A 21,528-nucleotide genomic window follows, 5' to 3' on the forward strand; every position below is an offset into this window, starting at 1 on the left:
ATGAACCGTTCCCATCGCCACAGCCTACATCGCGCCAAGCCGCTCAGTGTCGGTACCCTGGCGATTGCCATTGGTATTACGCTGGTGTCGTTGCTGTTGCCGCTGCTGGGCCTGCCCGACTGGTTACCGCTGCTGGGCGCGGCACTTTCCGCCACCCTGGTGTACTGGGTACTGAACAATCCCGCCGAAGAGTTTCTGATTGTCCAACAAGGCCAGTTGCGTATTCGCCCTACCCGTAGCCGCCGCTTGGAAACAGTGCCATTGGCGCAGATCCGCGATGTACGCCCCGTTACTGGCCCTGAGACCGCAGAGCTGGAAGTGCAATGCCTGGACGGCAAGCAGCTTCGCTTCCAAGCCTTTTACGGACAGCCCAACGAAGACGAGCTGAGCCAGTTGGAGCAGTTTTTACGTCGCCACCTTCAGACTTTTTCTTCCTGATAAATCGCGGCTTTTCCCTTGTCCCCAAATTACCGGCGGTTGGCCTCTGAGCCGTTGCACCCCTGTAAGCCCTGTGTTGAGATACTGCTAATAAAACCAACAGGGAAAATCTCTCATGACGGCAAGGAATAAGGCAGTCCAACTGTCCCTTCTCGCCAGTGCGCTCATGCCTTTTCTGTCTTTCGCAAGCCAGACCCAGACGGCAGATCCGCACGGCCTGTATCCCAAATCCGGCCAGACCCTGGCCCTGACCCACGCCACCCTGATAACCAGCCCCGGTGAGACGCTCACCGACGCTACCCTGGTGATTCGCGACGGCCGAGTCCTCAGCGTAGGCGGCAAGGTGCCGAGCGGCGCCATGGTCATCGACACCAAGGGTGCCTGGATCTACCCCGGTTTCGTGGACCCTTACTCCAATTACGGCCTGCCGGAAAAAGCCTATCCCGAGGGTGACGACAAGCCCCATTACGACTGGCCCCGCCAAGGCGCCCAGGCCCATAACGCCGCCGTGCACGGCTCTGATGTCTGGCGCGAGCAGGTAAAGGCTGACAGTGAAAAAGCCAAAGCCTACCTCAACGACGGTTTCACCAGTGTGGAAAGCGCCCGCCTGGACGGCATCTTTCGCGGTTACAGTGTCTCCCTTTCTCTGGCAGACCTACCTAGCAACCAGCTGATTTACAAAGATACTGGCCGCCAGTTCATGGCCTTTGACAAGGGCAGCTCGCCCCAGGTCTACCCCACCTCGCTGATGGGAGCTATCGCCTTGGTGCGCCAGACCCTTTCCGATGCGGCCTGGTACAAAGAAGCCCAAACCCACGACGGCGCCCGCAACCAGTTGGAAGCCAACAGCGACTTAACCGCCCTGGCGGCCCTTAAGGACCGCGGCATTCTGATGGCCACCCGCCACGAAGATGAGCTTCTGGAAGCGGCCAGCCTCTTTAAGGAATTTGGCCTAAACCCGGTGTATCTGGGCTCCAATTTTGAGTACGACCGCGCCGACGAGGTAGCCAAGGCCGCCAAAACCGTGGTGCTGCCCCTTAATTTCCCCAAACCGCCGAAACTCACCTCCGAGGCCGATGTAGAGCGGGCGCAGCTGGCCGACCTTCGCCATTGGGAGCGCGCTCCCAGCAGCGCCGCCGAGCTTAGCAAGCGCGGCCTGGCCGTAGCCTTTAGCCGCCACGGGGTGGACGGCTCCATCTGGCCAGAGGTGAAAAAAGCCATCAAGGCCGGGCTCAGTGAAGACAAGGCCCTGGCGGCCCTGACCACGGTGCCGGCCAAAATCAGTGGCGTCGAGCAGCTGGCAGGCCAGCTCAAGCCCGGCATGATGGCCGACTTCGTGATTGCCTCCGGCAACCTCTTTGAAAAGGGCAAGGTGCTCTCCACCTGGACCCAAGGCCAAGCCCACAGCCAAATCCCCCTGGGCCTTGCTGCCCTTTGGGGCCAATACCAAGTGGGTAGCCAGTACCAGCTCAGCGTCAACGACGACGGCAGTGTCAGCCTCAAAGACGGCGACGCCGAGGTAAAGGGCCTGTCCAGCAACTACGAAGACGAGCACCTGCAACTGCGCTGGGCCGACGATAGCGGCAGCCATTACTGGACGCTGACCGGCACTAGCCAGGCGCCAAGCCTCAGTGCATTTAACGGCGACCGTTGGCAAAGCCTTGGCGCACGCGCCATCGCTCCCGAAGCCAAGGATGACAAAGCCGCCAACAGCGACGACGCTCTGGTCAGCCGGGTTACCTTCCCCAACCAGGCCTATGGCCTTGCCGCCCATCCCAAGGCAGAAAAACTGCTTATTAAAAACGCCACGGTGTGGACCTCCGAAGACGCCGGTATTTTGCAAAACACCGACGTACTCATCGAAGACGGCGTGATTGAGAAGGTCGGCAAAGACTTGTCAGCCCGTGGCGCCCAGGTGATTGATGCCACCGGCATGCATCTGACCGCCGGCATCATCGACGAGCACAGCCACATCGCCATCAGCGGCGGGGTGAACGAGGCCAGCGAATCGGTGACCTCGGAAGTGCGTGTCGGTGATGTGGTCAATCCCAATGATGTGAGCATCTACCGGGCTCTGGCTGGCGGCACCACCACCGCCCAGCTGCTGCACGGCTCGGCCAACGCCATTGGCGGCCAGGCCCAGATAGTCAAACTGCGCTGGGGCGAAACCGCCAACGACATGAAGTTCAAAGAAGCCCCCGGCACCATCAAGTTCGCCCTGGGTGAGAACGTCAAGCAGTCCAACTGGGGGGATGATTTCACCATCCGCTACCCGCAAACCCGCATGGGCGTGAAAAGCCTGATGGAAGACGCCTTCCAAACCGCCCGGGAATACCAAGAACAGCGCACCCGTTACGACTTGCTGTCTCGCCGCCAGAAAAGCGAAGTGCTGCCGCCGCGCCGCGACTATCGCCTGGACGCCCTGGTGGAGATCATGAACAAGGAGCGCTTCGTGCATGCCCACTCCTACGTGGCTTCCGAGATCTTGGCGCTGATGGAAGTGGCGGACGACTTTGATTTTCATATCCAGACCTTCACCCACATCCTCGAGGGCTACAAGGTGGCCGACGAGATGAAGGCCCACGGCGCCACCGCCTCCACCTTTGCCGACTGGTGGGCTTACAAGTTCGAGGTGTATGACGCCATCGCCCAGAACGCCTGCTTGATGAACAAAAAAGGCCTGGTGACCTCCATCAACTCCGACTCCGAAGATCTCATTCGCCGCCTGAACCTGGAAGCGGCCAAGTCCATGGCCTATTGCGGCATGAGCCCGGAAGATGCCTGGAAGATGGCCACCATCAACCCGGCCAAGCAGCTGAAAGTCGACCAGTACACCGGCTCTATCAAGGAAGGCAAAGCCGCCGATCTGGTGCTGTGGGACGCAGACCCGCTCAGCGCCCGCGCCCGGGTACAAATCACCTGGGTAGACGGCAAACGCTACTTTGACCGCAAGCAGGATCTGGTGGAACGCCAGGCCATCAAAGCCGAGAAGGCCGCCCTTATCGACAAAATTCTCGCCTCCGGTGAAAAGCCGGCCGAGAACCGCGAAGGCTACCGCCCGGCGGTGGTGCATTGGCACTGCGAAGACATGGACAACCACCTGGAGGAAATGTGATGCGCGCACTTTTTGCCGCCCTGATGCTGTTGGCGTTGCCGGTGCTGGCCCATGACATGGTCCCCGGTAAAGCCCAGAGCCAAGCCATTTTGATTAAGGGCGCCACCCTGCACAGCGTTGCCGGGGGCGACCAGCCCAATACTGATCTGCTGTTTGAAAAAGGCGTTATCAAAGCCATAGGCCAAAACCTTGAGGCCCCGGCCGGCACCGAGGTAGTGGACGGCACCGGCAAGCACCTTTATGCCGGCCTTATCGGTCTTTCCACCCTTCTGGGTATTCAGGAAATTGAAGCGGTACGCTCCACCAACGACGTGGAAGAAGTAGGCAGCTTCACCCCGGAAGTGGCCGCCGAGACCGCCTTTAATGCCGACTCCGAGCTTATTCCTACTGTGCGCTCCAACGGCATTGCCCTGGTGGAAGTGGCGCCGCAAGGTGGCCTGGTTGCCGGGCGCTCCGCGGTCATGCGCATGGATGGCTGGAACCGCCGTGACATGCTGGTTCGCGCCGACACCGCCATGCACCTTTATTGGCCAGAAGTGGGCGACGAAGCGGCCCGCGAGAAGTTGGAAACCTTCTTTGCCAATGCCGAGGCCTATCGCCAGCGCCGTATCGACAGCGAAGATCAGACCATCGACGCCAGCCTTGAAGCCATGACCGGGGTGATGGAAAAGCGCATTCCGCTCTTTATCCACGCCGACGGTAGCGCCGCCATCCATCAAGTGCTGCGCTTTGGTGACCGTTTCGGCCTCAAATGGACCCTGGTGGGCGGCCGCGGCGCCGAGCGCTACGCCAACGAGCTTGCCCGCCGCGGCGTGGCGGTGGCGGTCACCAACCCACAAGGCCTGCCCTCCAGCGACGACGCCCCCTATGACGAGGCCTATGCCTTGGCTGGCATCCTCGACAAGGCCGGGGTCAAGGTGGCCATCGCCCTGCCAAGCTCTTGGTCGTCGCGGGACCTGCCTTTCGCCGTTGGCCAGGCCCAGGCCTGGGGCCTTGACCCGAAAAAAGGCCTGGCTTCTGTGACCCTGGTGCCGGCCGAGCTGCTGGGCATAGCCAAGCAATATGGCGACCTCACCGTTGGGCGCAGCGCCACCTTGATGGTGACCGACCACCCGCTTTTTGATTATGCCGGGGTCAGCGTGAAGGCACTTTATATCGACGGCGCCGCCGTGGATCTGGATAATCGCCAGAAACGCCTGTACCGCAAGTATCTTCAAAAAGGACAGTAAATGAACAAAGGCCTGCTGCTGATGGCCCTGCTACTGACCGGCTGCGCCGGTGATTACCAGGTCATTACCAATCTCGATAAGGAGCGCATCAGCGACTACTTCACGCCAGGTAAGGTCGAGGTGGTGGGCAGCGACGCCCTGGCAGGCCAACGTTACAAGATTTTGGGGCTGGTCAGTGGCGAGTCGTGCCAGGAGGAGGCCAACCTGCCGCCGGCCCAAGCCAGCGACGCCCGTACCGATGCCCGCACCCAGGCGGCCAAGATGGGGGCCAACGCCATCGTCATCCGCCAGTGCCTGAGCCTAAGCGGTAAGGAGGCAGCCCCAGGCTGCCTGACCCAGGTGATTTGCCAGGCCCAGGCCATTGAAATGGAGGCGCCCTGATGGGCGCCTTTTCATTTACCGCCATCGGCCATATCGAAAGCCCCTACGCCGAGAAGTTTGCCGTACCCCGCCAGCCGGGGCTGGTGAAGTCGGCAAGGGCGAGACTGGTGCTGGCCCCTCCTTACCGGGGCGATGCCTTGCGCGGCATCGAGGCCTTTTCGCACCTGTGGTTGAGCTTTGTTTTTCACGAACACCTAGGCCGCGACTGGCAGCCGCTGGTGCGCCCGCCGCGCCTTGGCGGCAACGCCAAAACCGGGGTCTTTGCCAGCCGCTCTACCTTCAGGCCCAACCCCATGGGGCTCTCGGTGGTGGAACTACTGGCAGTAGACGCCGCCAGCGGCGTTTTGACCCTGGGCGGGGTTGATTTGGTGGACGGCACACCCATCCTCGACATCAAGCCCTACCTGCCCTACGCCGATGCCCTACCCGAGGCCCGTGGCGGTTATGCCCCAGAGCCGCCAGCGGCGCTCAATGTGGCGTGGCTGCCCGAGGCGCAGGCGGCGCTGAACGCCTTGGGCAAAGGCGAGCTGGAGGGCTTTATCAGCGAGGTATTGGCGCAAGACCCAAGGCCTGCCTACAAAAAGCAGCAGGTCGATGAGCGCCAGTACGGGGTGACCCTTGCCGGCCTTAACGTGCGTTTTCGCGTTCACCCCCAAGGGGTGGAAGTGGAAGAGATAACCCGCTTTACTAAGCCAAGTGCTTGAACCATAGTGGCTTTAGTTTTGATGACACAGGACCCGTCATGCTGCGTTTGGCCCTTGCCTTCACCCTGCTGCTGTTAAGCCGCCCGCTTTTTGCCGACCCGTTGGTGTTGCAGCTGCGCTGGCACCACCAGCCCCAGTTCGCCGGTTACTACGTGGCGCTGTACAAGGGCTATTACAAGGACGCGGGCCTGGATGTGACCATTCGCGGGGGCAACGCCAACCGCTTCCCGGTCAACGAGGTGTTTGAAGGCCGCGCCCAGTTCGGAGTGGGCAACATGGAGGTGCTGAGCTTTTGGGCCGAGGGTTATCCCTTTGTGGCCCTGGCCGCCATCTACCAGCACTCCCCTTCGGTGCTGGTGGCCCGCACCGACAGCGGCATCAAGAGCGTAAAAGACTTGGTGGGCCACAAGGTGATGTTCTTCCCCGGCGGCCTGGACCCGGAGATCCTCGCCATGCTGAACAAGGCCGGTATCAAACCCAGCCAGCTCATCCGCCAAGACACCTCCACCAATATCCAGGATTTTATCGCCGGCAAGGTAGACGCCTTTAACGCCTACCTCACCAACGAGCCTTATCAGCTGGATAAACTGGGGCTGCCTTATGTGATCCTCGACCCGCGCGCCATGGGCATGGATTTTTACTCCGACATCCTCTTTACCTCCACCCCCTTCCTCAAAGAACACCCGCAAGAGGTGGCCAAATTCCGGGCCGCGTCCCTCAAAGGATGGGACTATGCCCTGGACCACCCCCAGGAAGCCCTGGCTATTATCAGTAACCACTACCAGACCGACAAATCCCAGGGCCACATGCGCTTTGAACTGGATACCGCCCGCCAGTTGATCATGCCGGATCTGGTGAGCATCGGGCACATGAACCCCAGGCGCTGGCAGCACATTGCCGACATCCTCGCCGAGAGCGGTCAAATTCCCAAAGTCGATAACATCAGCGATTTTCTCTACCACCCAGGCCCGCAAACCCGCACCGGCTATTGGCCCTGGCTGCTGATGCTGCTGCTGTTGCCGCCACCGCTGTATTTGCTGTGGCGCTGGCGCCTTGCCCAGAAGCGGCTGTATCGCAACATGGCGCGGCTGGCCAAATTGGAGCATCGCCTGGACCACGACGCCGCCACCGGCCTGCCCACCCGTGGCCGGCTGTGCCGGATGGTGCAAAAGGGTGATTTAGATGCCTGGTTGGTGATGATCCACGTCGATAACCTGCGGGCCATCAACCTCGATGCCGGCTTTGCCGGCGGCGATAAACAGTTAAAGGCCTTGGGCCAGCGCTTAAAAAAAGAGTGCCTGCCGGACGATATCCTGGCCAAGGGCGACGGCGCCCGGCTGCTACTTTATCTGCCGCGCCGCAACCACCCCCATGGCGAGAGCTTTGCCGAGGCCCTTTGCCTGCAATTAGGGCCGCCGCTGGGTCTGGTGTTGTCCTGGGCGGTACTGGCGGTAACCGACCGCCAGAACGTCGACAAACTGCTGGCCCGCCTCGAAGAAAAACGCCAGGGCCACCGGGGCTTCTAGGGGGCCCCGGGTGCTGCTACACTACGTCTCCTTTTAACACTTCACCACGGCCTTGTTTGGAAATGCGTACCAGCCAATACCTGCTGTCCACTCTCAAGGAAACCCCAGCCGACGCTGAGGTTAAAAGCCACCAGTTGATGATGCGTGCCGGCATGGTGCGTAAAATCGCCGCCGGTCTCTACACCTGGCTGCCCACCGGTCTTCGCACCCTGAGAAAGGTGGAAGCGGTGGTGCGCGACGAAATGGAAAAGGCCGGGGCCATTGAAGTGTCCATGCCGGTGGTGCAACCTGCCGAGCTGTGGCAAGAATCCGGCCGCTGGGAAGACTACGGCCCTGAGCTTTGCCGCATCAAGGACCGTGGCAACCGCGAATTTGTGCTGGGCCCGACCCACGAAGAAGTGATCACCGCCCTGGTGCGCGGTGAGGTGAGCAGCTACAAGCAGTTGCCCCTGAACCTCTTTCAGATTCAGACCAAGTTCCGCGACGAAGTGCGCCCCCGTTTCGGGGTGATGCGTGGCCGCGAGTTCCTGATGAAGGACGCCTACTCCTTCCATCTGGACAAGGCCAGCCTGGAAGACACCTACCAGCGCATGCACCGGGCCTACTGCAACATCTTCACCCGCCTGGGCCTGGATTTTCGCCCCGTGGTGGCCGACACCGGCTCCATTGGCGGCAGCGCCTCCCATGAGTTCCAGGTGCTGGCCGAGAGCGGCGAAGATGTAATTGCCATCTCCAACGGCTCCGACTTTGCCGCCAACGTGGAAATGGCCGAAGCCCTGGCCCCCAGCACCGAGCGCGCCGCCCCTACTGGCGAGCTGGCCGAGCTGGACACCCCCAATGCCAAGACCATCGATGAGCTGGTGAGCCAGTTCGGTATTGCCATTGAGAAAACGGTCAAAACCCTTATCGTCAAAGGCGCCAGCGAAGAAGCCCCGCTGGTGGCGCTGCTGGTCCGTGGCGACCATGAGCTGAACGACATCAAAGCCGAGAAGCTGCCCCAGGTGGCCAGCCCCTTCGCCTTTGCCGACGAAGCCGACATTCGCGCCGCCATCGGTGCCGGCCCCGGCTCCCTGGGCCCGGTTGGCCTGAAATTGCCGGTGATTGTTGACCGCAGCGTAGCGGTGATGAGCGATTTTGCCGCCGGCGCCAACGTCGATGGCAAGCACCACACCCACATCAACTGGGACCGCGACGCGCAATTTACCGCCGTTGCCGATATCCGCAACGTGGTGGCTGGTGACCCCAGCCCCTGCGGCAAAGGCACCATCGAGCTCAAGCGCGGTATCGAAGTGGGCCACATCTTCCAGTTGGGTACCAAGTACTCCGAAGCCATGAAGGCCACGGTATTGTCCGAGCAGGGCAAGGCCACCGTCATGGAAATGGGCTGCTACGGCATCGGTGTCTCCCGGGTGGTGGCCGCTGCCATCGAGCAGAACCATGACGACAAAGGCATCATCTGGCCGGACGCCATCGCCCCCTTCCAGGTGGTGATCATCCCCATGAACATGCACAAGTCGCACCGGGTGCAGGACGCCGCCGAGAGGCTCTACGCCGAACTGACCGGCGCCGGTATCGAAGTGCTGTTCGATGACCGTAAAGAGCGCCCCGGCGTGATGTTTGCCGACATGGAGCTGATTGGTATTCCCCACAGCATCATCATCGGCGAGCGCGGCCTCGACAACGACTTGGTGGAATACAAAAACCGCCGCGACGGCGAGAAGGTGGAGCTGGCCATCAGCGATGTGCTGGCCACCCTTAAAGGCCACCTTGGCCAGTAAGGCGAAGCGATTAAAAAAGCCCCGCAACTGCGGGGCTTTTTGTTGCCAAGGAGGCAAGATAAGGCATTGTAAACTAAGCTGATTGGCAGAATAAAAGCATACGGGACGCGCCATGCACAGCCCTGCCACTACAGCCCTTATCCTCACCGGCGGCGGCGCCAGGGCCGCCTATCAAGTAGGCGTGCTCAAAGCCATCGGTCGCTGGCAAGGTCCCAAACAAGGCCTGCCTTTTCATATTCTCTGCGGCACCTCGGCCGGCGCCGTCAACGCCACGGCCTTGGGTGCCTGGGCCCATTGCCTGTGCCGGGGAGTGCGGCATCTTGAGCGGGTTTGGGGCCAGTTTCATACCGGCCAGGTTTTTCATGCCGATCCCTGGCACCTGGCCGGCCATATTGTCCGGCGCATGGTGCGATTCTTCCAGGCCGACTACGCCCGTCAGCTTCAGCCTTGCCTGCTCGACCCCAGGCCATTACAAAAACTGCTGGCCAGCCGTGTCCCCTTTCATCGTCTGGCAGGGCAAATCACCGCCGGTAGATTGCGGGCCATAGGCATCACCGCCTCTTCCTATACCGAACGCAGCTCGGTGACCTTTTTTACCGGTGCCGACACCTGCCAGCCGTGGCAACGGGCCAGGCGCCTAGGACAACGGGTACACCTTAACGAGAGCCACCTGATGGCCAGCACCGCCCTGCCCTTTTTATTCCCGCCGGTGCGCATCAAAAACCAGTATTTCTGCGATGGCACTATCCATCAGCTAAGCCCCCTGAGCCCGGCCATTCATCTGGGGGCCAGCCGCATTCTGGTGATCGGCACCCAGCACCAGCAGCTGCACAATATCCGCTCGACCCAGACTCACACCCCCACCGCCGGTACCATAGCCGGCTACCTGCTGGAGAGCATTTTTACCGATGCCCTCAATGCCGATCTGGAGCGGGCCTGGCGAGTCAACCAGACCCTGGAGATGATCCCGCCAAGAAAGCGCCACCAGTTGCCCCTTCGCGCCATCGATACCCTGGTGGTGCAGCCCAGTCAGGATATTGACGTCATAGCGGCTCACCACTACCGCAGTTTGCCAAGGGCTATTCGCTGGCTGCTGGCACGGCTAGGGGTTACCGACGAAGAAGACGCATCGCTGCTCTCCTATCTACTCTTTGAAAGCCTTTATTGTCAGGAACTTATCGCCCTTGGAGAACAAGACGCCGAGCGCCAGAAAGCGGCCATCGTCAGTCACCTTGGCATTTTGGCCTAGATCTTGCTCAGATTTGCCCAGGTATTACCGAGGGCATGCCCATGCAGTTACATCCCTATACCGCCAATTCCAAGACCCTGCCCCTGGCCATCACGCCACGGGCAGAAGATGTGATAGGCCTGTACCAGACCCTGGACCCCCAGCAGGTGCTGATGCGTTTTGCCGCCCTGGCAAAACATTGCCTCCCCCTTGCCGCCATTCGGGTCAATGACTCGGTGCAGCTGCGCTGGCGAAGCGGCAATACCGAGCGCTATCTCACCACCGACTGTCCAGCAGTGGACGGCGTGCACTACAGCCTCAAAGGGCCTCTGAGCCTGTGGCAGGAGCAACTGTTGGGGCACTGGCACGACGCCTTGGTACCGGCCCTTGGCAACGCCCTGATGCATGGTAAGGCCCTGAGCCAGGCCCGCACCGACCAACTGACCGGCCTTGGCAACCGCACCGCCTTTGCCGAGGAAGAAACCCGTCTGGTGGCCAGGGCCGACCGCCATCAGCGCCCCTTTTGCCTGCTGCTGCTGGACTTGGACAACTTCAAGCCGGTTAACGATGCCTACGGCCATCAACGGGGAGATGCCGTTCTCTACCGGGTGGCCCAGCTGATGACCAGCCAGGCCCGCATTGAGGATTTGTGCTTTCGCTTAGGGGGAGACGAATTTGCCCTGCTGCTGGCCGACACCGACCAGGACGGCGGCGAAAAGCTGGCCCAGCGGCTGTTGGCAAGCCTCAAAGACAACGAGTTCCTGGCCAGCCATAAAATTGGTGTCAGCATGGGCTTGGCCCAGTGGCAACCAGGAGAACACCCCCGCTCATTGCAAGCGCGGGCCGACTTGGCGCTTTATCAGGCCAAAGGCGCCGGCCGCGGCTGCCTGAGAAAAGGCTGAAAGGCGCCAGGGGCATCCCAAGCCGGGAATTGCCCCTGGGGCTGAAAGTGGCCTTTGGCCACCGCCATGCCCGCTACCGCCAGTAGCTCACCGCCCTCACCCACTAACAGTGGCCAGTGGCGGCGCAGCCAGGGCGGCACGCCCCATTCTTGCCAGAGCTTTTTAAGGGTCCGGCCCTGGTCTCTGTCGTGGGGCTGAAAACGGGTTGCGCCCGGCAAGTCAAAACGCCAGTGCCCTTTTTGCAGCAAACCGCCCCCGGGTTGCCAGGCAATAGCGGTGAGTAAGGCTGCTTTATCGGCGCCAAGGGTTGGCGGCAAATAAAACCAGCGGCCCTTAAAACGGCCAAAATCCCCCACCCGCACCGTGGCATCGTCTGCGGCGTGTTGTTGGCGCAGCATCTCGGCAACCACCTTGTGCCCCAGCGCCACGCCTTCGTCAACACGCGCGGCCCAAGCCCGCAGCAACAGCGCCGCTGCCTCAACAGGGGCGCCGCCAAGGTCCAGGCTGCCATCAAGCCCCACCCGCCGCGCCAGCTCCTGCGTTAGCAGCCAGTCTCTGGCCGGCAGCTCCTGTTGCAACAACTCAGCACTGCGGGCAAGGCCGGCGCTAAAGCCGCCAAGCCTTACCTCTGCCGCTGGCAGCAGGGATTGGCGCAGGAAGTTGCGGTCAAAGGCGGTGTCTTGATTGGACTCGTCTTCCACCCAAGCCAAGCCCTTAGCTGCCGCTTCCAAGGTTTTTCGGCTCAGGGCCAGCAATGGCCGGATAAGGGTGCCGGGGCCAAAGGGCCGGGCAAACGGCATGGCGCAAAGGCCATCCAGGCCAGCGCCGCGCCGGGCAGCGAGCAGAAAAGTCTCGGCTTGGTCATCCAAATGATGGGCGGTCACCAGGCAATCACCCGGCGCCATGGCATCGGCCAGCACCCGGTAACGGGCGTCACGAGCGATGGCCTCCAGGCTTTGGCGCGGCCCTTTGTTAAGGGCGAGGTGCTCTATCGCCAAAGGCACGCCTAGGGCGGCGCAAAGCCCCTGGCAGTGTTCAGCCCAGCTATCGGCATTGGCGGAGATGCCGTGATGAACGTGCACCGCTTTTAGCCTGGCGTCTCGCGCTTGGCACCAGGGCGCCAGGGCGCGGAGCAGCACCACCGAGTCCAGGCCACCTGAGAGCGCCAAAACGACAGAGCCCCCGCCAAGGCGGGGGCCCAGTTGTTGGTCAAGGGCGTCGAGCACGGTCTGCATCAGACGTAGCCGTACCCCATCAGGCGCTCGTAACGCTTGTCCAGCAGGGTGTCGCCGTCGAGGTCACGCAGGCCGTTCAGGTCGGCCAGCAGGCGCGCCTTGAGGCGCTCAGCCATCAGTTTGGGATTACGGTGGGCGCCGCCCAAGGGCTCTTCGACCACGGTATCAATCAGCTTGAGCTCTTTGAGGCGCTCGGCGGTGATGCCCATGGCTTCGGCCGCCACGCTGGCCTTGTCGGCGCTTTTCCACAAAATGGAGGCGCAGCCTTCGGGGGAGATCACCGAATAGGTGGAGTATTGCAGCATGTTGACCCTGTCGCCCACACCGATGGCCAGGGCGCCGCCGGAGCCACCTTCACCGATAACAGTACAAATCACCGGCACCTTGAGGGTGGCCATCACCTTGAGGTTGCGGGCAATGGCTTCGGACTGGCCACGCTCTTCGGCGCCCACACCTGGGTAGGCGCCGGGGGTGTCGATAAAGGTGAGGATGGGCATCTTGAAGCGCTCGGCCATCTCCATCAGGCGCAGCGCTTTGCGGTAGCCCTCGGGGCGCGGCATGCCGAAGTTACGCTTGGTGCGCTCACGCACGTCGCGGCCCTTCTGATGACCAATCACCATCACCGGCTCGCCTTCAAGGCGGGCAATACCACCGACTATGGCTTTGTCGTCGGCAAAGGCGCGGTCGCCGGCCAACTCGTCATATTCGGTGAAGATGTGCTTGATGTAGTCGTAGCTGTAGGGGCGCTGGGGGTGGCGAGCCAATTGCGCCACTTGCCAGGGAGTCAGATCGCTAAACAGCTTTTTGGTCAGCTCATCGCATTTGTCGTTAAGACGGCCGATCTCCTCGCTGAGGTTGAGATCTACGCCATTGCTATCGCCCACTGCTTTTAGCTCTTCGATTTGTGCCAGCAGTTCAGCGATAGGTTGTTCGAATTGTAAAAAGTTAAGGCTCATGTTTTGTCCGTTATCCTGAAGGCTTCGCCTTAAGCGTCATACTGAAGCGTGACCGCTTCTTTACCCAAAAGGGTCCCCAATTGATGCAGCAAGGCATCTTCCGGCATGACCCGCCAGCGAACACCCAGTTTCATTTCCCCCTGGGCCTGCTGGTTGGCAAGGCTCAGAGTAACAGGACAGGTGCCCTGGCTGAACGGTTCCAGCACATTGAGCAGCTGCTCCGGCTTAACCTGGCCCCCTACCTGCAATTTCAGGCCCCGGGCATGGCGTTCGCGGGCTTGAGTGATGGTCATCACATTACGTGCCGTCATTCTATAGCCCCCGGAAAAGTCATCAAAGCTGACCTGTCCTTCAACCACCAACACCAAATCCGGTGCCAAAAGATCCTGATATTGCTCGTAAGTGTCAGCATATAGCATGACATCGAGGCGTGCCGAGCCATCATCGAGGGTAACAATACCCCAGCGCTTGCCGTTTCGCTTGTTGATCATGGGCCGTACCGCCAGAACCAGACCTGACAGCACCACGCTGCCGCCTTTTGGGGTGGGCTGCACATCGCACAGCCGGCAACGGGCCAGGTGCTTGAGCTCCGGCAGGTAACGGTCGATGGGGTGGCCGGAAAGGTAAAGCCCGAGGGTCTCGCGCTCCCCCATCAGCCACTGCTCGTCAGGCCAGGTTGCTGCCTGGGCAAAGCTTTGCTGGTTATCGTCAGGGGACTCGTTGACCAGGCCAAATAAGTCGCCCTGGCCGATGCTTTGCGCTTTGGCGTGCTGGTCGGCCGCCTTGATGGCTTCTGGCAAGGTGGCAAACAGCCGCGCCCGCTGCTCGCCAAGGCGCCCTTTGAGGCTGCCCTTGATGGGGCCGAGGCTATCCATGGCGCCAGACTGCACCAGTTTTTCCAGCACCCGGCGGTTCACCCGCTTGATGTCGACCCGGTTACAAAAATCAAAAAGGTCGCTAAAGGGGCCGCCTTCGCTGCGGGCCTCCAAGATGGCCTCGATAGGGCCTTCACCGACGCCCTTGATGGCACCGATGCCGTAAATCACCTCGCCTTGCTCGTTAACGGTGAACTTGTACTGGCCAACGTTAACGTCCGGCGGCTGCATCACCAGCCCCAGACGGCGCACTTCGTCCACCAGGGTCACTATCTTGTCGGTGTTGTCCATATCGGCAGACATCACCGCCGCCATGAACTCGGCCGGGAAGTGGGCCTTGAGCCACAAGGTTTGGTAAGACACCAAAGCGTAGGCGGCAGAGTGCGACTTGTTAAAGCCGTAACCGGCGAACTTCTCTACCAAGTCGAAGATCTTTATTGCCAGTTCGCCGTCAATGCCATTGGCTTTGGCGCCGTCTTCGAAGGTGGCCCGCTGCTTAGCCATTTCTTCGGGCTTTTTCTTACCCATGGCCCGGCGCAGAAGGTCAGCGCCGCCGAGGCTATAACCGGCCAGCACCTGGGCTATCTGCATGACCTGCTCTTGGTAGAGGATAATGCCGTAGGTGGGCTCGAGAATGGGCTTGAGGCTCTCGTGCTGGTACTGGGCGTCGGGGTAGGAAATTTCCTCGCGGCCGTGCTTACGGTCGATAAAGTTATCCACCATGCCCGATTGCAGCGGGCCCGGCCTAAACAGGGCCACTAGGGCTATCATGTCCTCGAAGCAGTCGGGCTTGAGGCGCTTTATCAGCTCCTTCATACCCCGCGATTCAAGCTGGAAAACCGCCGTGGTTTCGGCGTTCAGTAGCTTTTTAAAGCTGTATTTGTCATCGAGGGGGATGGCGGCGATATCCACCGGCGCCTTGCCTGCTTTTTGCAGGCGCGGGTTAATCATCTCCAGCGCCCAGTCGATGATGGTGAGGGTTCTTAGGCCAAGGAAGTCGAATTTAACCAGCCCGGCGTATTCCACGTCGTTCTTGTCGAACTGGGTAACCGGGTGGTGGCCCTGATCGTCGCAATAAATGGGCGCAAAATCGGTGATGGTGGTGGGCGCGATAACCACGCCCCCGGCGTGCTTACCGGCGTTACGGGTCACCCCTTCGAGCTTACGGGCCATGTCGATAACGGCGCGCACTTCTTCGTCGGCGTCGTACACCTCTTGCAGGCGCGGCTCTTCCTCGAAGGCCTTTTTGAGGGTCATGCCCGGGTCGCCGGGAATGAGCTTGGAGATCCGGTCAACAAAGCCGTACGGATGGCCCATGACCCGGCCCACGTCCCGCACCACCGCTTTAGCGGCCATGGTACCGAAGGTGATTATTTGCGACACCGCGTCGCGGCCGTATAGCTCGGCCACGTGGTCAATCACCTGGTCCCGTTTGTCCATGCAAAAGTCGACGTCAAAGTCGGGCATGGAGACCCGTTCGGGGTTCAAAAATCGCTCGAACAGCAGGTCAAATTCCAGGGGGTCCAGGTCGGTAATTTTAAGGGCGTAAGCCACCAGGGAGCCAGCACCAGAGCCCCGGCCTGGGCCGACCGGGATGTCGTTATCCTTGGACCACTGGATAAACTCCATGACGATAAGGAAGTAGCCGGGAAAACCCATCTGGTTGATTACGCCCAGTTCGATTTTCAGGCGCTCGTCGTACTCGCCGCGCCGCTCGGCCCGCACTTTTTCATCAGGGAACAGGAATTGGAGGCGCTCCTCAAGACCCTTCTCGGACACCTTGACCAGGAAGTCCTCGATGCTCAGATCGCCCGTTGGGAAGTTGGGCAGGAAGTATTCGCCCAGGCGGATGGTGACGTTACAGCGCTTGGCGATCTCCACGGTATTTTCAAGGGCCGAGGGAATATCAGAGAACAGCTCTGCCATTTCCTCGGCGGATTTCAAATACTGCTCGCTGCTGTAGCGTTTGGGGCGATTGGGGTCGGCCAGCACGTAGCCGTCGCGAATGGCCACCCGGGTTTCGTGGGCGTCGAAGTCGTCCTTTTTGAGGATAACCACTTCGTTGGTCGCCACCACCGGCAAGCCTTGCTGCTGAGCCAGCGCCACGGCGTAATGGAGGTAGTTTTCCTCGTCGCTGCGGCCGGTGCGGATAAGCTCCAGGTAGTAACGGCTGGGAAAATGCTGCTGGTAAAAAGCCACCGCTTCGTCCACCAGCGCGTTATTGCCCTTCAAAAGGCCAATGCCCACATCCCCTTCCTTGGCGCCAGACAGCAGGATAAGCCCTTCGCTGTGATGGGCTAGCCACTCCCGGTCCACCACCGGGCGGCCCTGCACGTGGCCGCGCAGGTAGGACTTGGAAATGAGCATGGTGAGATTCTGGTAACCGGTGTTGTCTTGGCACAATACGGTCAGGCGATAGAGCTGATCTTCCATGGGGCCGCTTTGCAGCCACAAATCAGCCCCGACAATGGGCTTGATACCGGAGCCGTGGGCCGAGCCGTAAAAGCGCACCAGGCCGCACAGGTTGCCCTGGTCGGTGATGGCCAAGGCCGGAAAGCCCATTTCGCCGGCCTGTTTGACGATGGGGCCGACCTTGGCCACCCCGTCGACCATGGAGAAATCGGAATGAACCCGAAGATGGATAAAGCTCGGTGTGCTCATGACTCTATTCCCAGTGCCAGGCGCACCGGTTTGAAACTGCGTCTGTGTTCGTCGATAGGGCCATACTCGGCGAGCTTTGCCAGGTGCTCGGCGGTGGGATAGCCCTTGTGCTTGTCAAACCCATAGTGGGGGTAGCGCTGGTGCAGTTCAACCATCTCGGCGTCGCGGGCCACTTTGGCAAGAATACTGGCAGCGCCAATGGCAGGCTCTAGCGCATCACCTTTGACGATGGCCCTGGCCGGCATGGCGAGCTTGGGCACTTTGTTGCCGTCAATCAGGGCTTCACTGGGCACCAGGCTCAGGCCTTCCACGGCCCGGCTCATGGCCAGCATGGTGGCCTGGAAGATGTTAATACTGTCGATTTCGGCGGCGCTGGCCCTGGCCACGCACCAGGCCAGGGCCTTTTCACGAATTTCTACCGCCAGGGCCTCGCGGCGCTTGGCGCTGAGTTTCTTGGAATCGGTCAGGCCTTCGATGGGGTTGGCCGGGTCTAAAATCACCGCGGCGGTGACCACATCCCCCACCAAGGGGCCGCGGCCCACTTCATCGACACCGGCAATCAACATAACAGCTCCAATACGGCCTTGGCCGCCTGCTCTGAGGCGTTTTGGCGAATACGTTCATGAAGGGCGCGAAACCGCGCCGGGTTGGCCTGTTGCTCGGCCCCCAACGCGCCCTGAACCGCCCTGGCAATGGCGGCCGGGGTGGCGTCGTCCTGAATAAGCTCCGGCACCCAGTCGGCGTCGGCCAGGAGATTGGGCAGGCTAAAGCGTTTTACCCGCACCAGTTTCTTGGCCAGCCAATAGGTAAAGGGGTGCACCTGATAAGCCACCACCATCGGCTTTTTAGCCAGCATGGCTTCCAGGGTGGCGGTGCCGGAGGCGAGCAGCACGGCATCGCTGGCAGCCATCACCTCGCGACCCTTGCCGTCCACCACCGTGACATCGGCCACATCGCTAAAGGCCGCTTCGATTTGCGCGCGGCGTTTGGCGTTGGCCGCCGGTACCAAAAAGTGCAGCGCCGGGTTGTCGGCCTTGAGCTTTAGCGCCGCTTCTTTAAAGAGTGGCGCCATGCGGGCCACCTCACCGCCACGAGAGCCCGGTAAAATGGCGAGAGTCGGGTGCTGCTCGGCAAGGCCCAGCTCGGCCCAGGCGGCCGGTACGTTTACCTCCAGCGGCATGCGGTCGGCAAGGGGGTGGCCCACGAACACGCACGGATGCTGGTAACGGTCGTAAAAAGCCTTTTCAAAGGGCAGCAACGCCAGCACCAGATCGGTGGCGGCTTTGACCTTGAACACCCGCTTTTCGCGCCAAGCCCACACCGAGGGGCTGACGTAATGCACCGTCTTGATGCCCTTGTCCTTGAGGCGCTTTTCAACGCCCAGGTTGAAGTCAGGGGCATCGATGCCGATGAACACGTCGGGCGGGTTGTCGATAAAATGGCGGACGATATGTTTGCGGATATGCAGCAGGCGCGGCAGGTGCTTTAGCACCTCCACCAGCCCCATCACCGACAGCTCTTCCATGTCAAAAAGGCTGTTAAAGCCCAGGGCCTGCATACGCGGGCCGCCGATGCCATAGAACTGAATGTCGGGATGTTGGGCCTGCAAGGAGGCCATGAGATCGGCCCCCAGCAGGTCGCCGGAGGCCTCGCCTGCGATCATGCCCACCCGTAATGGTCTGGACATGATCACCTCAGCGAATGATGCCGCGTTCGGACTTGTCGATAAAATGGAGCATCTGGGCAACGGCTGGCTCGTCGGTCGCCAGCTTGGCCAACTCTTCCTTGGCTTGCTCCAGCGTCAGGTTCTGACGATAAAGCGCCTTGTAAGCCTTGCGAAGGGCCTGCAGGCTGTCTTTGGAAAAGCCGCGGCGCTTGAGACCTTCGAAGTTGATACCAAAGGGCTCGGCGCGCATGCCGGCACAGGTGACAAAAGGCGGTACGTCTTGTACCACCAGGGCGCAGGCCCCCACAAAGGCGTGGGCACCAACCCGGCAGAACTGGTGGATACCACTTTGGCCGCCAAGGATAGCCCAGTCGCCCACATGGGCGTGGCCAGCCAGGGCCGAGTAGTTGGCCATGATCACGTTGTCACCGATGATGCAGTCGTGAGCCACGTGCACATAGGCCATCAGCAGGCAGTTGCTGCCGATGGCGGTCAGGCCCTGATCTTGGACTGTGCCACGGTGGATGGTGACCGATTCGCGGATGATGTTGTCATCGCCAATCACCAGCCGGGTGGGCTCACCCTTGTATTTTTTGTCCTGGCATTCCTCGCCTACCGAGGCGAATTGGAAGATGCGGTTACGCTTGCCAATAACAGTGGGACCCTTGATCACTACGTGGGACATGATCTCGGTGTCGTCACCGATCTCTACGTCCGCACCGATGTAAGTCCAGGGGCCGACTTTGACGTTATTGCCAAGCTTGGCGTCGGGATGTACGAAGGCTTGAGGGTCGATCACAATCAGATCTCGCGTTTGGCGCACATCAGGTCGGCTTCACAGACCAGGTTGCCATCAACCAGGGCCTTGCAGTGGAACTTGCCGATGCCCGCTTTGAGTTTGACGATTTCAACTTCAAAGATCAGCGTATCACCCGGTACCACAGGCTGCTTGAAACGGGCGTTGTCGATGCCCGCAAAATAGTAGAGCACGCCGTCGGTGGGTTTCTGGTTGGCCGTTTTAAAGGCCAAGATGCCGGTGGCTTGAGCCATGGCTTCGAGGATCAACACCCCAGGCATAACCGGCTTCTGGGGGAAATGCCCCTGGAAGAACGGCTCGTTGATGGTGACGTTTTTCTGCGCTACCAGGCGCTCCCCAAGGGTATAGTCCAGCACCTTATCCACCAGCAGGAAAGGATAACGGTGTGGCAAATGGTCCAGCACCTCAAGGATGTCCATGGTATTCATTTCAGTCATGTTGGATGTCGTCCGCTAAATATTATTCGCCAGCATCGCCACCGAGGGCGGCCAGCTTCTCTTCCAGGCTTTTGAGCCGCCTGTGCATGTCGTCCAATTGGCGGAACCTTGCTGCACTTTTACGCCATTCGCGATTGGGTTGGGCGGGCGTACCGGAGCTATAGACCCCAGGCTCGGTAATAGCCTTGGTAACCATAGACATACCGGTTATGGTGGTGCCATCGGCAATGCTCAAATGCCCGGCAATGGCACAGGCGCCGCCAATGATACAATATTTTCCCACTGTCACCGAGCCCGCAAAGACGGTTGTGCCCGCAACAGCGCTACCGGTACCGATCACTACGTTGTGCGCGATCTGTACCTGGTTGTCGATAATGACGTTGTCTTCGATGATGGTGTCGTCCAGGGCGCCCCGGTCAATGGTGGTGCCAGCCCCTATTTCGACGCGATTGCCGATACGCACACCGCCGGTCTGGGGAATGGGCTCCCACTTGCCTTTGTCATTGGCGTAGCCGAAACCGTCGGCGCCAATCACCACTCCAGCATGGACCTTGCACTCATCCCCCAGGCTAACCCCGTGATAAATAGCCACGTTGGACCAGATAATGCACCGAGCACCGATACGGCTGTGTTTACCCACAAAACCGTTGGGGCCAATGGCGCTGCCGGCACCGATAAAGGCGCCGTCTTCGATAACGGTATTGGCACCGATGCTGACCCCGTCTTCAACGACGGCGCCAGGGCTGATCACGGCACTAGGATGAATCCCCTCGGCTGGAGCCGGGGTGCAGTCGAGCAGCTGCGCCACCTTGGCAAAGCCAAGATAGGGGTTCTTCATAACCAAAGCGGCGGACTTGCAAAAGGGCAAGTCCGCCTCGGATAGGATCACCGCCGATGCCTGGGTTTGCTCCAGATGCTTGCGGTATTTGCTGTTGGCCAGGAATGCAACCTGGCCTTGGCCTGCGCTTTCAAGGGTGGCAACCCGGGATACTTCCAGGTTGCCGTCCCCAACTACCGTGGCGCCTACCAGCTCGGCCAATTTGGCCAGGCTATATGCCATGGATCACTTACCTTTGGAAACCTGAGCGATAACTTTGTCGGAGATGTCCACATCGTTGGAGATGTAGGCCACAGCGCCGCTTTGCAGTACCACGTCGTACTTGCCTTTGGCCACTTTGGTTACCGCGTCTTCGATGGAAGCGAGCAGCTTGTTGCGCTCTTCACCCTGGCGAGCACGCATGTCTTCGTCCAGTGCTTTACGTTTGAGTTTGTAATCGGCATCGAGCTGTTCCATCTTGCGGGACAGATCGGTTTTTTGGGTGTCGGTCATGATGGAAGCATCACGACGGGCTTGCTCCTGAATGCTCTGCATCTGGGTTTCAAGCTTGCGCACTTCTTCGATACGGTCGCTGAACTCTTTTTTCAGCTTGTCTTCAACCTGCTGACGCTGGGGCAGAGACTGGAAAATCTTGGCCATATCGATAACAGCAATGCGGGTCTCGGCAGAAGCCGGTGCTGCCACGGCAGCAGTCAGACCCATGGCCAGAACGGCACCAATCAATGACTTCTTCAAGGTTCTC

18 protein-coding genes are annotated in these 21,528 nt (G+C 60.4%); 9 read left to right on the forward strand and 9 right to left on the reverse strand.

What is annotated here, in order from left to right:
- From EDC28_RS05745 to EDC28_RS05785, 9 genes are all read left to right on the forward strand, one after another.
- Complete coding sequence (locus EDC28_RS05745) at positions 1-438, forward strand: hypothetical protein (RefSeq protein ID WP_050657445.1); 438 nt, start codon at positions 1-3, stop codon at positions 436-438.
- Positions 439-604: 166 nt separating this feature from the next.
- The gene (locus EDC28_RS05750; protein ID WP_244946548.1) at positions 605-3,553 is read left to right on the forward strand and encodes an amidohydrolase family protein; all 2,949 of its coding nucleotides are present in this window, start codon (positions 605-607) and stop codon (positions 3,551-3,553) included.
- Positions 3,553-4,782, forward strand: coding sequence for an amidohydrolase family protein (locus tag EDC28_RS05755; protein ID WP_123420962.1), 1,230 nt, complete (start codon positions 3,553-3,555; stop codon positions 4,780-4,782). The genes EDC28_RS05750 and EDC28_RS05755 overlap by 1 nt, the downstream gene beginning before the upstream one ends.
- A complete protein-coding gene (gene rcsF, locus EDC28_RS05760; protein WP_123420963.1) occupies positions 4,783-5,163 on the forward strand; it encodes an Rcs stress response system protein RcsF in 381 nt (126 codons plus the stop codon).
- Positions 5,163-5,867 (forward strand): tRNA (N6-threonylcarbamoyladenosine(37)-N6)-methyltransferase TrmO, encoded by a 705-nt coding sequence (gene tsaA / locus EDC28_RS05765; protein ID WP_123420964.1) that lies wholly within the window; start codon positions 5,163-5,165, stop codon positions 5,865-5,867. The genes rcsF and tsaA overlap by 1 nt, the downstream gene beginning before the upstream one ends.
- A gap of 38 nt (positions 5,868-5,905) precedes the next feature.
- Entirely contained in the window at positions 5,906-7,393 is a 1,488-nt protein-coding gene (locus EDC28_RS05770) for an ABC transporter substrate-binding protein (RefSeq protein WP_123420965.1), read from the forward strand.
- A 62-nt stretch (positions 7,394-7,455) separates the two neighbouring features.
- On the forward strand, positions 7,456-9,171 hold the full coding sequence (locus tag EDC28_RS05775) for a proline--tRNA ligase (protein WP_123420966.1): 1,716 nt from the start codon (positions 7,456-7,458) through the stop codon (positions 9,169-9,171).
- A 112-nt stretch (positions 9,172-9,283) separates the two neighbouring features.
- Positions 9,284-10,420, forward strand: coding sequence for a patatin-like phospholipase family protein (locus EDC28_RS05780; RefSeq protein ID WP_123420967.1), 1,137 nt, complete (start codon positions 9,284-9,286; stop codon positions 10,418-10,420).
- A 41-nt stretch (positions 10,421-10,461) separates the two neighbouring features.
- On the forward strand, positions 10,462-11,301 hold the full coding sequence (locus EDC28_RS05785) for a GGDEF domain-containing protein (RefSeq protein ID WP_170164041.1): 840 nt from the start codon (positions 10,462-10,464) through the stop codon (positions 11,299-11,301).
- On the opposite strand, the gene tilS is transcribed toward EDC28_RS05785, so the two are convergent.
- Genes tilS through EDC28_RS05830 form a run of 9 tightly spaced genes read right to left on the reverse strand, consistent with a single transcriptional unit; the run spans position 11,259 to position 21,521 of the window.
- The gene (gene tilS / locus EDC28_RS05790) at positions 11,259-12,536 is read right to left on the reverse strand and encodes a tRNA lysidine(34) synthetase TilS (RefSeq protein ID WP_123420969.1); all 1,278 of its coding nucleotides are present in this window, start codon (positions 12,534-12,536) and stop codon (positions 11,259-11,261) included. The genes EDC28_RS05785 and tilS overlap by 43 nt on opposite strands.
- Positions 12,536-13,492, reverse strand: coding sequence for an acetyl-CoA carboxylase carboxyl transferase subunit alpha (gene accA / locus EDC28_RS05795; protein ID WP_050657435.1), 957 nt, complete (start codon positions 13,490-13,492; stop codon positions 12,536-12,538). The genes tilS and accA overlap by 1 nt, the downstream gene beginning before the upstream one ends.
- A gap of 29 nt (positions 13,493-13,521) precedes the next feature.
- Positions 13,522-17,028 (reverse strand): DNA polymerase III subunit alpha, encoded by a 3,507-nt coding sequence (gene dnaE / locus EDC28_RS05800; protein ID WP_123420970.1) that lies wholly within the window; start codon positions 17,026-17,028, stop codon positions 13,522-13,524.
- Positions 17,025-17,594: a ribonuclease HII gene (gene rnhB / locus EDC28_RS05805; protein WP_050657433.1), complete on the reverse strand. Its 570-nt coding sequence runs from the start codon at positions 17,592-17,594 to the stop codon at positions 17,025-17,027. Before rnhB ends, dnaE begins: the two co-directional genes overlap by 4 nt.
- On the reverse strand, positions 17,588-18,718 hold the full coding sequence (gene lpxB, locus EDC28_RS05810) for a lipid-A-disaccharide synthase (RefSeq protein WP_336391510.1): 1,131 nt from the start codon (positions 18,716-18,718) through the stop codon (positions 17,588-17,590). Before lpxB ends, rnhB begins: the two co-directional genes overlap by 7 nt.
- 4 nt (positions 18,719-18,722) lie before the next feature.
- Positions 18,723-19,493 (reverse strand): acyl-ACP--UDP-N-acetylglucosamine O-acyltransferase, encoded by a 771-nt coding sequence (lpxA, locus tag EDC28_RS05815; protein WP_123421231.1) that lies wholly within the window; start codon positions 19,491-19,493, stop codon positions 18,723-18,725.
- A 2-nt stretch (positions 19,494-19,495) separates the two neighbouring features.
- Complete coding sequence (fabZ, locus tag EDC28_RS05820; protein ID WP_050657431.1) at positions 19,496-19,948, reverse strand: 3-hydroxyacyl-ACP dehydratase FabZ; 453 nt, start codon at positions 19,946-19,948, stop codon at positions 19,496-19,498.
- Positions 19,949-19,970: 22 nt separating this feature from the next.
- Positions 19,971-21,008, reverse strand: a complete 1,038-nt coding sequence (lpxD, locus tag EDC28_RS05825; RefSeq protein ID WP_050657430.1) for a UDP-3-O-(3-hydroxymyristoyl)glucosamine N-acyltransferase — start codon at positions 21,006-21,008, stop codon at positions 19,971-19,973.
- A gap of 3 nt (positions 21,009-21,011) precedes the next feature.
- Positions 21,012-21,521: an OmpH/Skp family outer membrane protein gene (locus tag EDC28_RS05830; protein WP_123420973.1), complete on the reverse strand. Its 510-nt coding sequence runs from the start codon at positions 21,519-21,521 to the stop codon at positions 21,012-21,014.
- Between the last annotated feature and the right edge of the window lie 7 nt (positions 21,522-21,528).

It is taken from the genome of Gallaecimonas pentaromativorans (assembly GCF_003751625.1).
In the GTDB taxonomy this organism is placed as follows: Bacteria; Pseudomonadota; Gammaproteobacteria; order Enterobacterales; family Gallaecimonadaceae; genus Gallaecimonas; species Gallaecimonas pentaromativorans.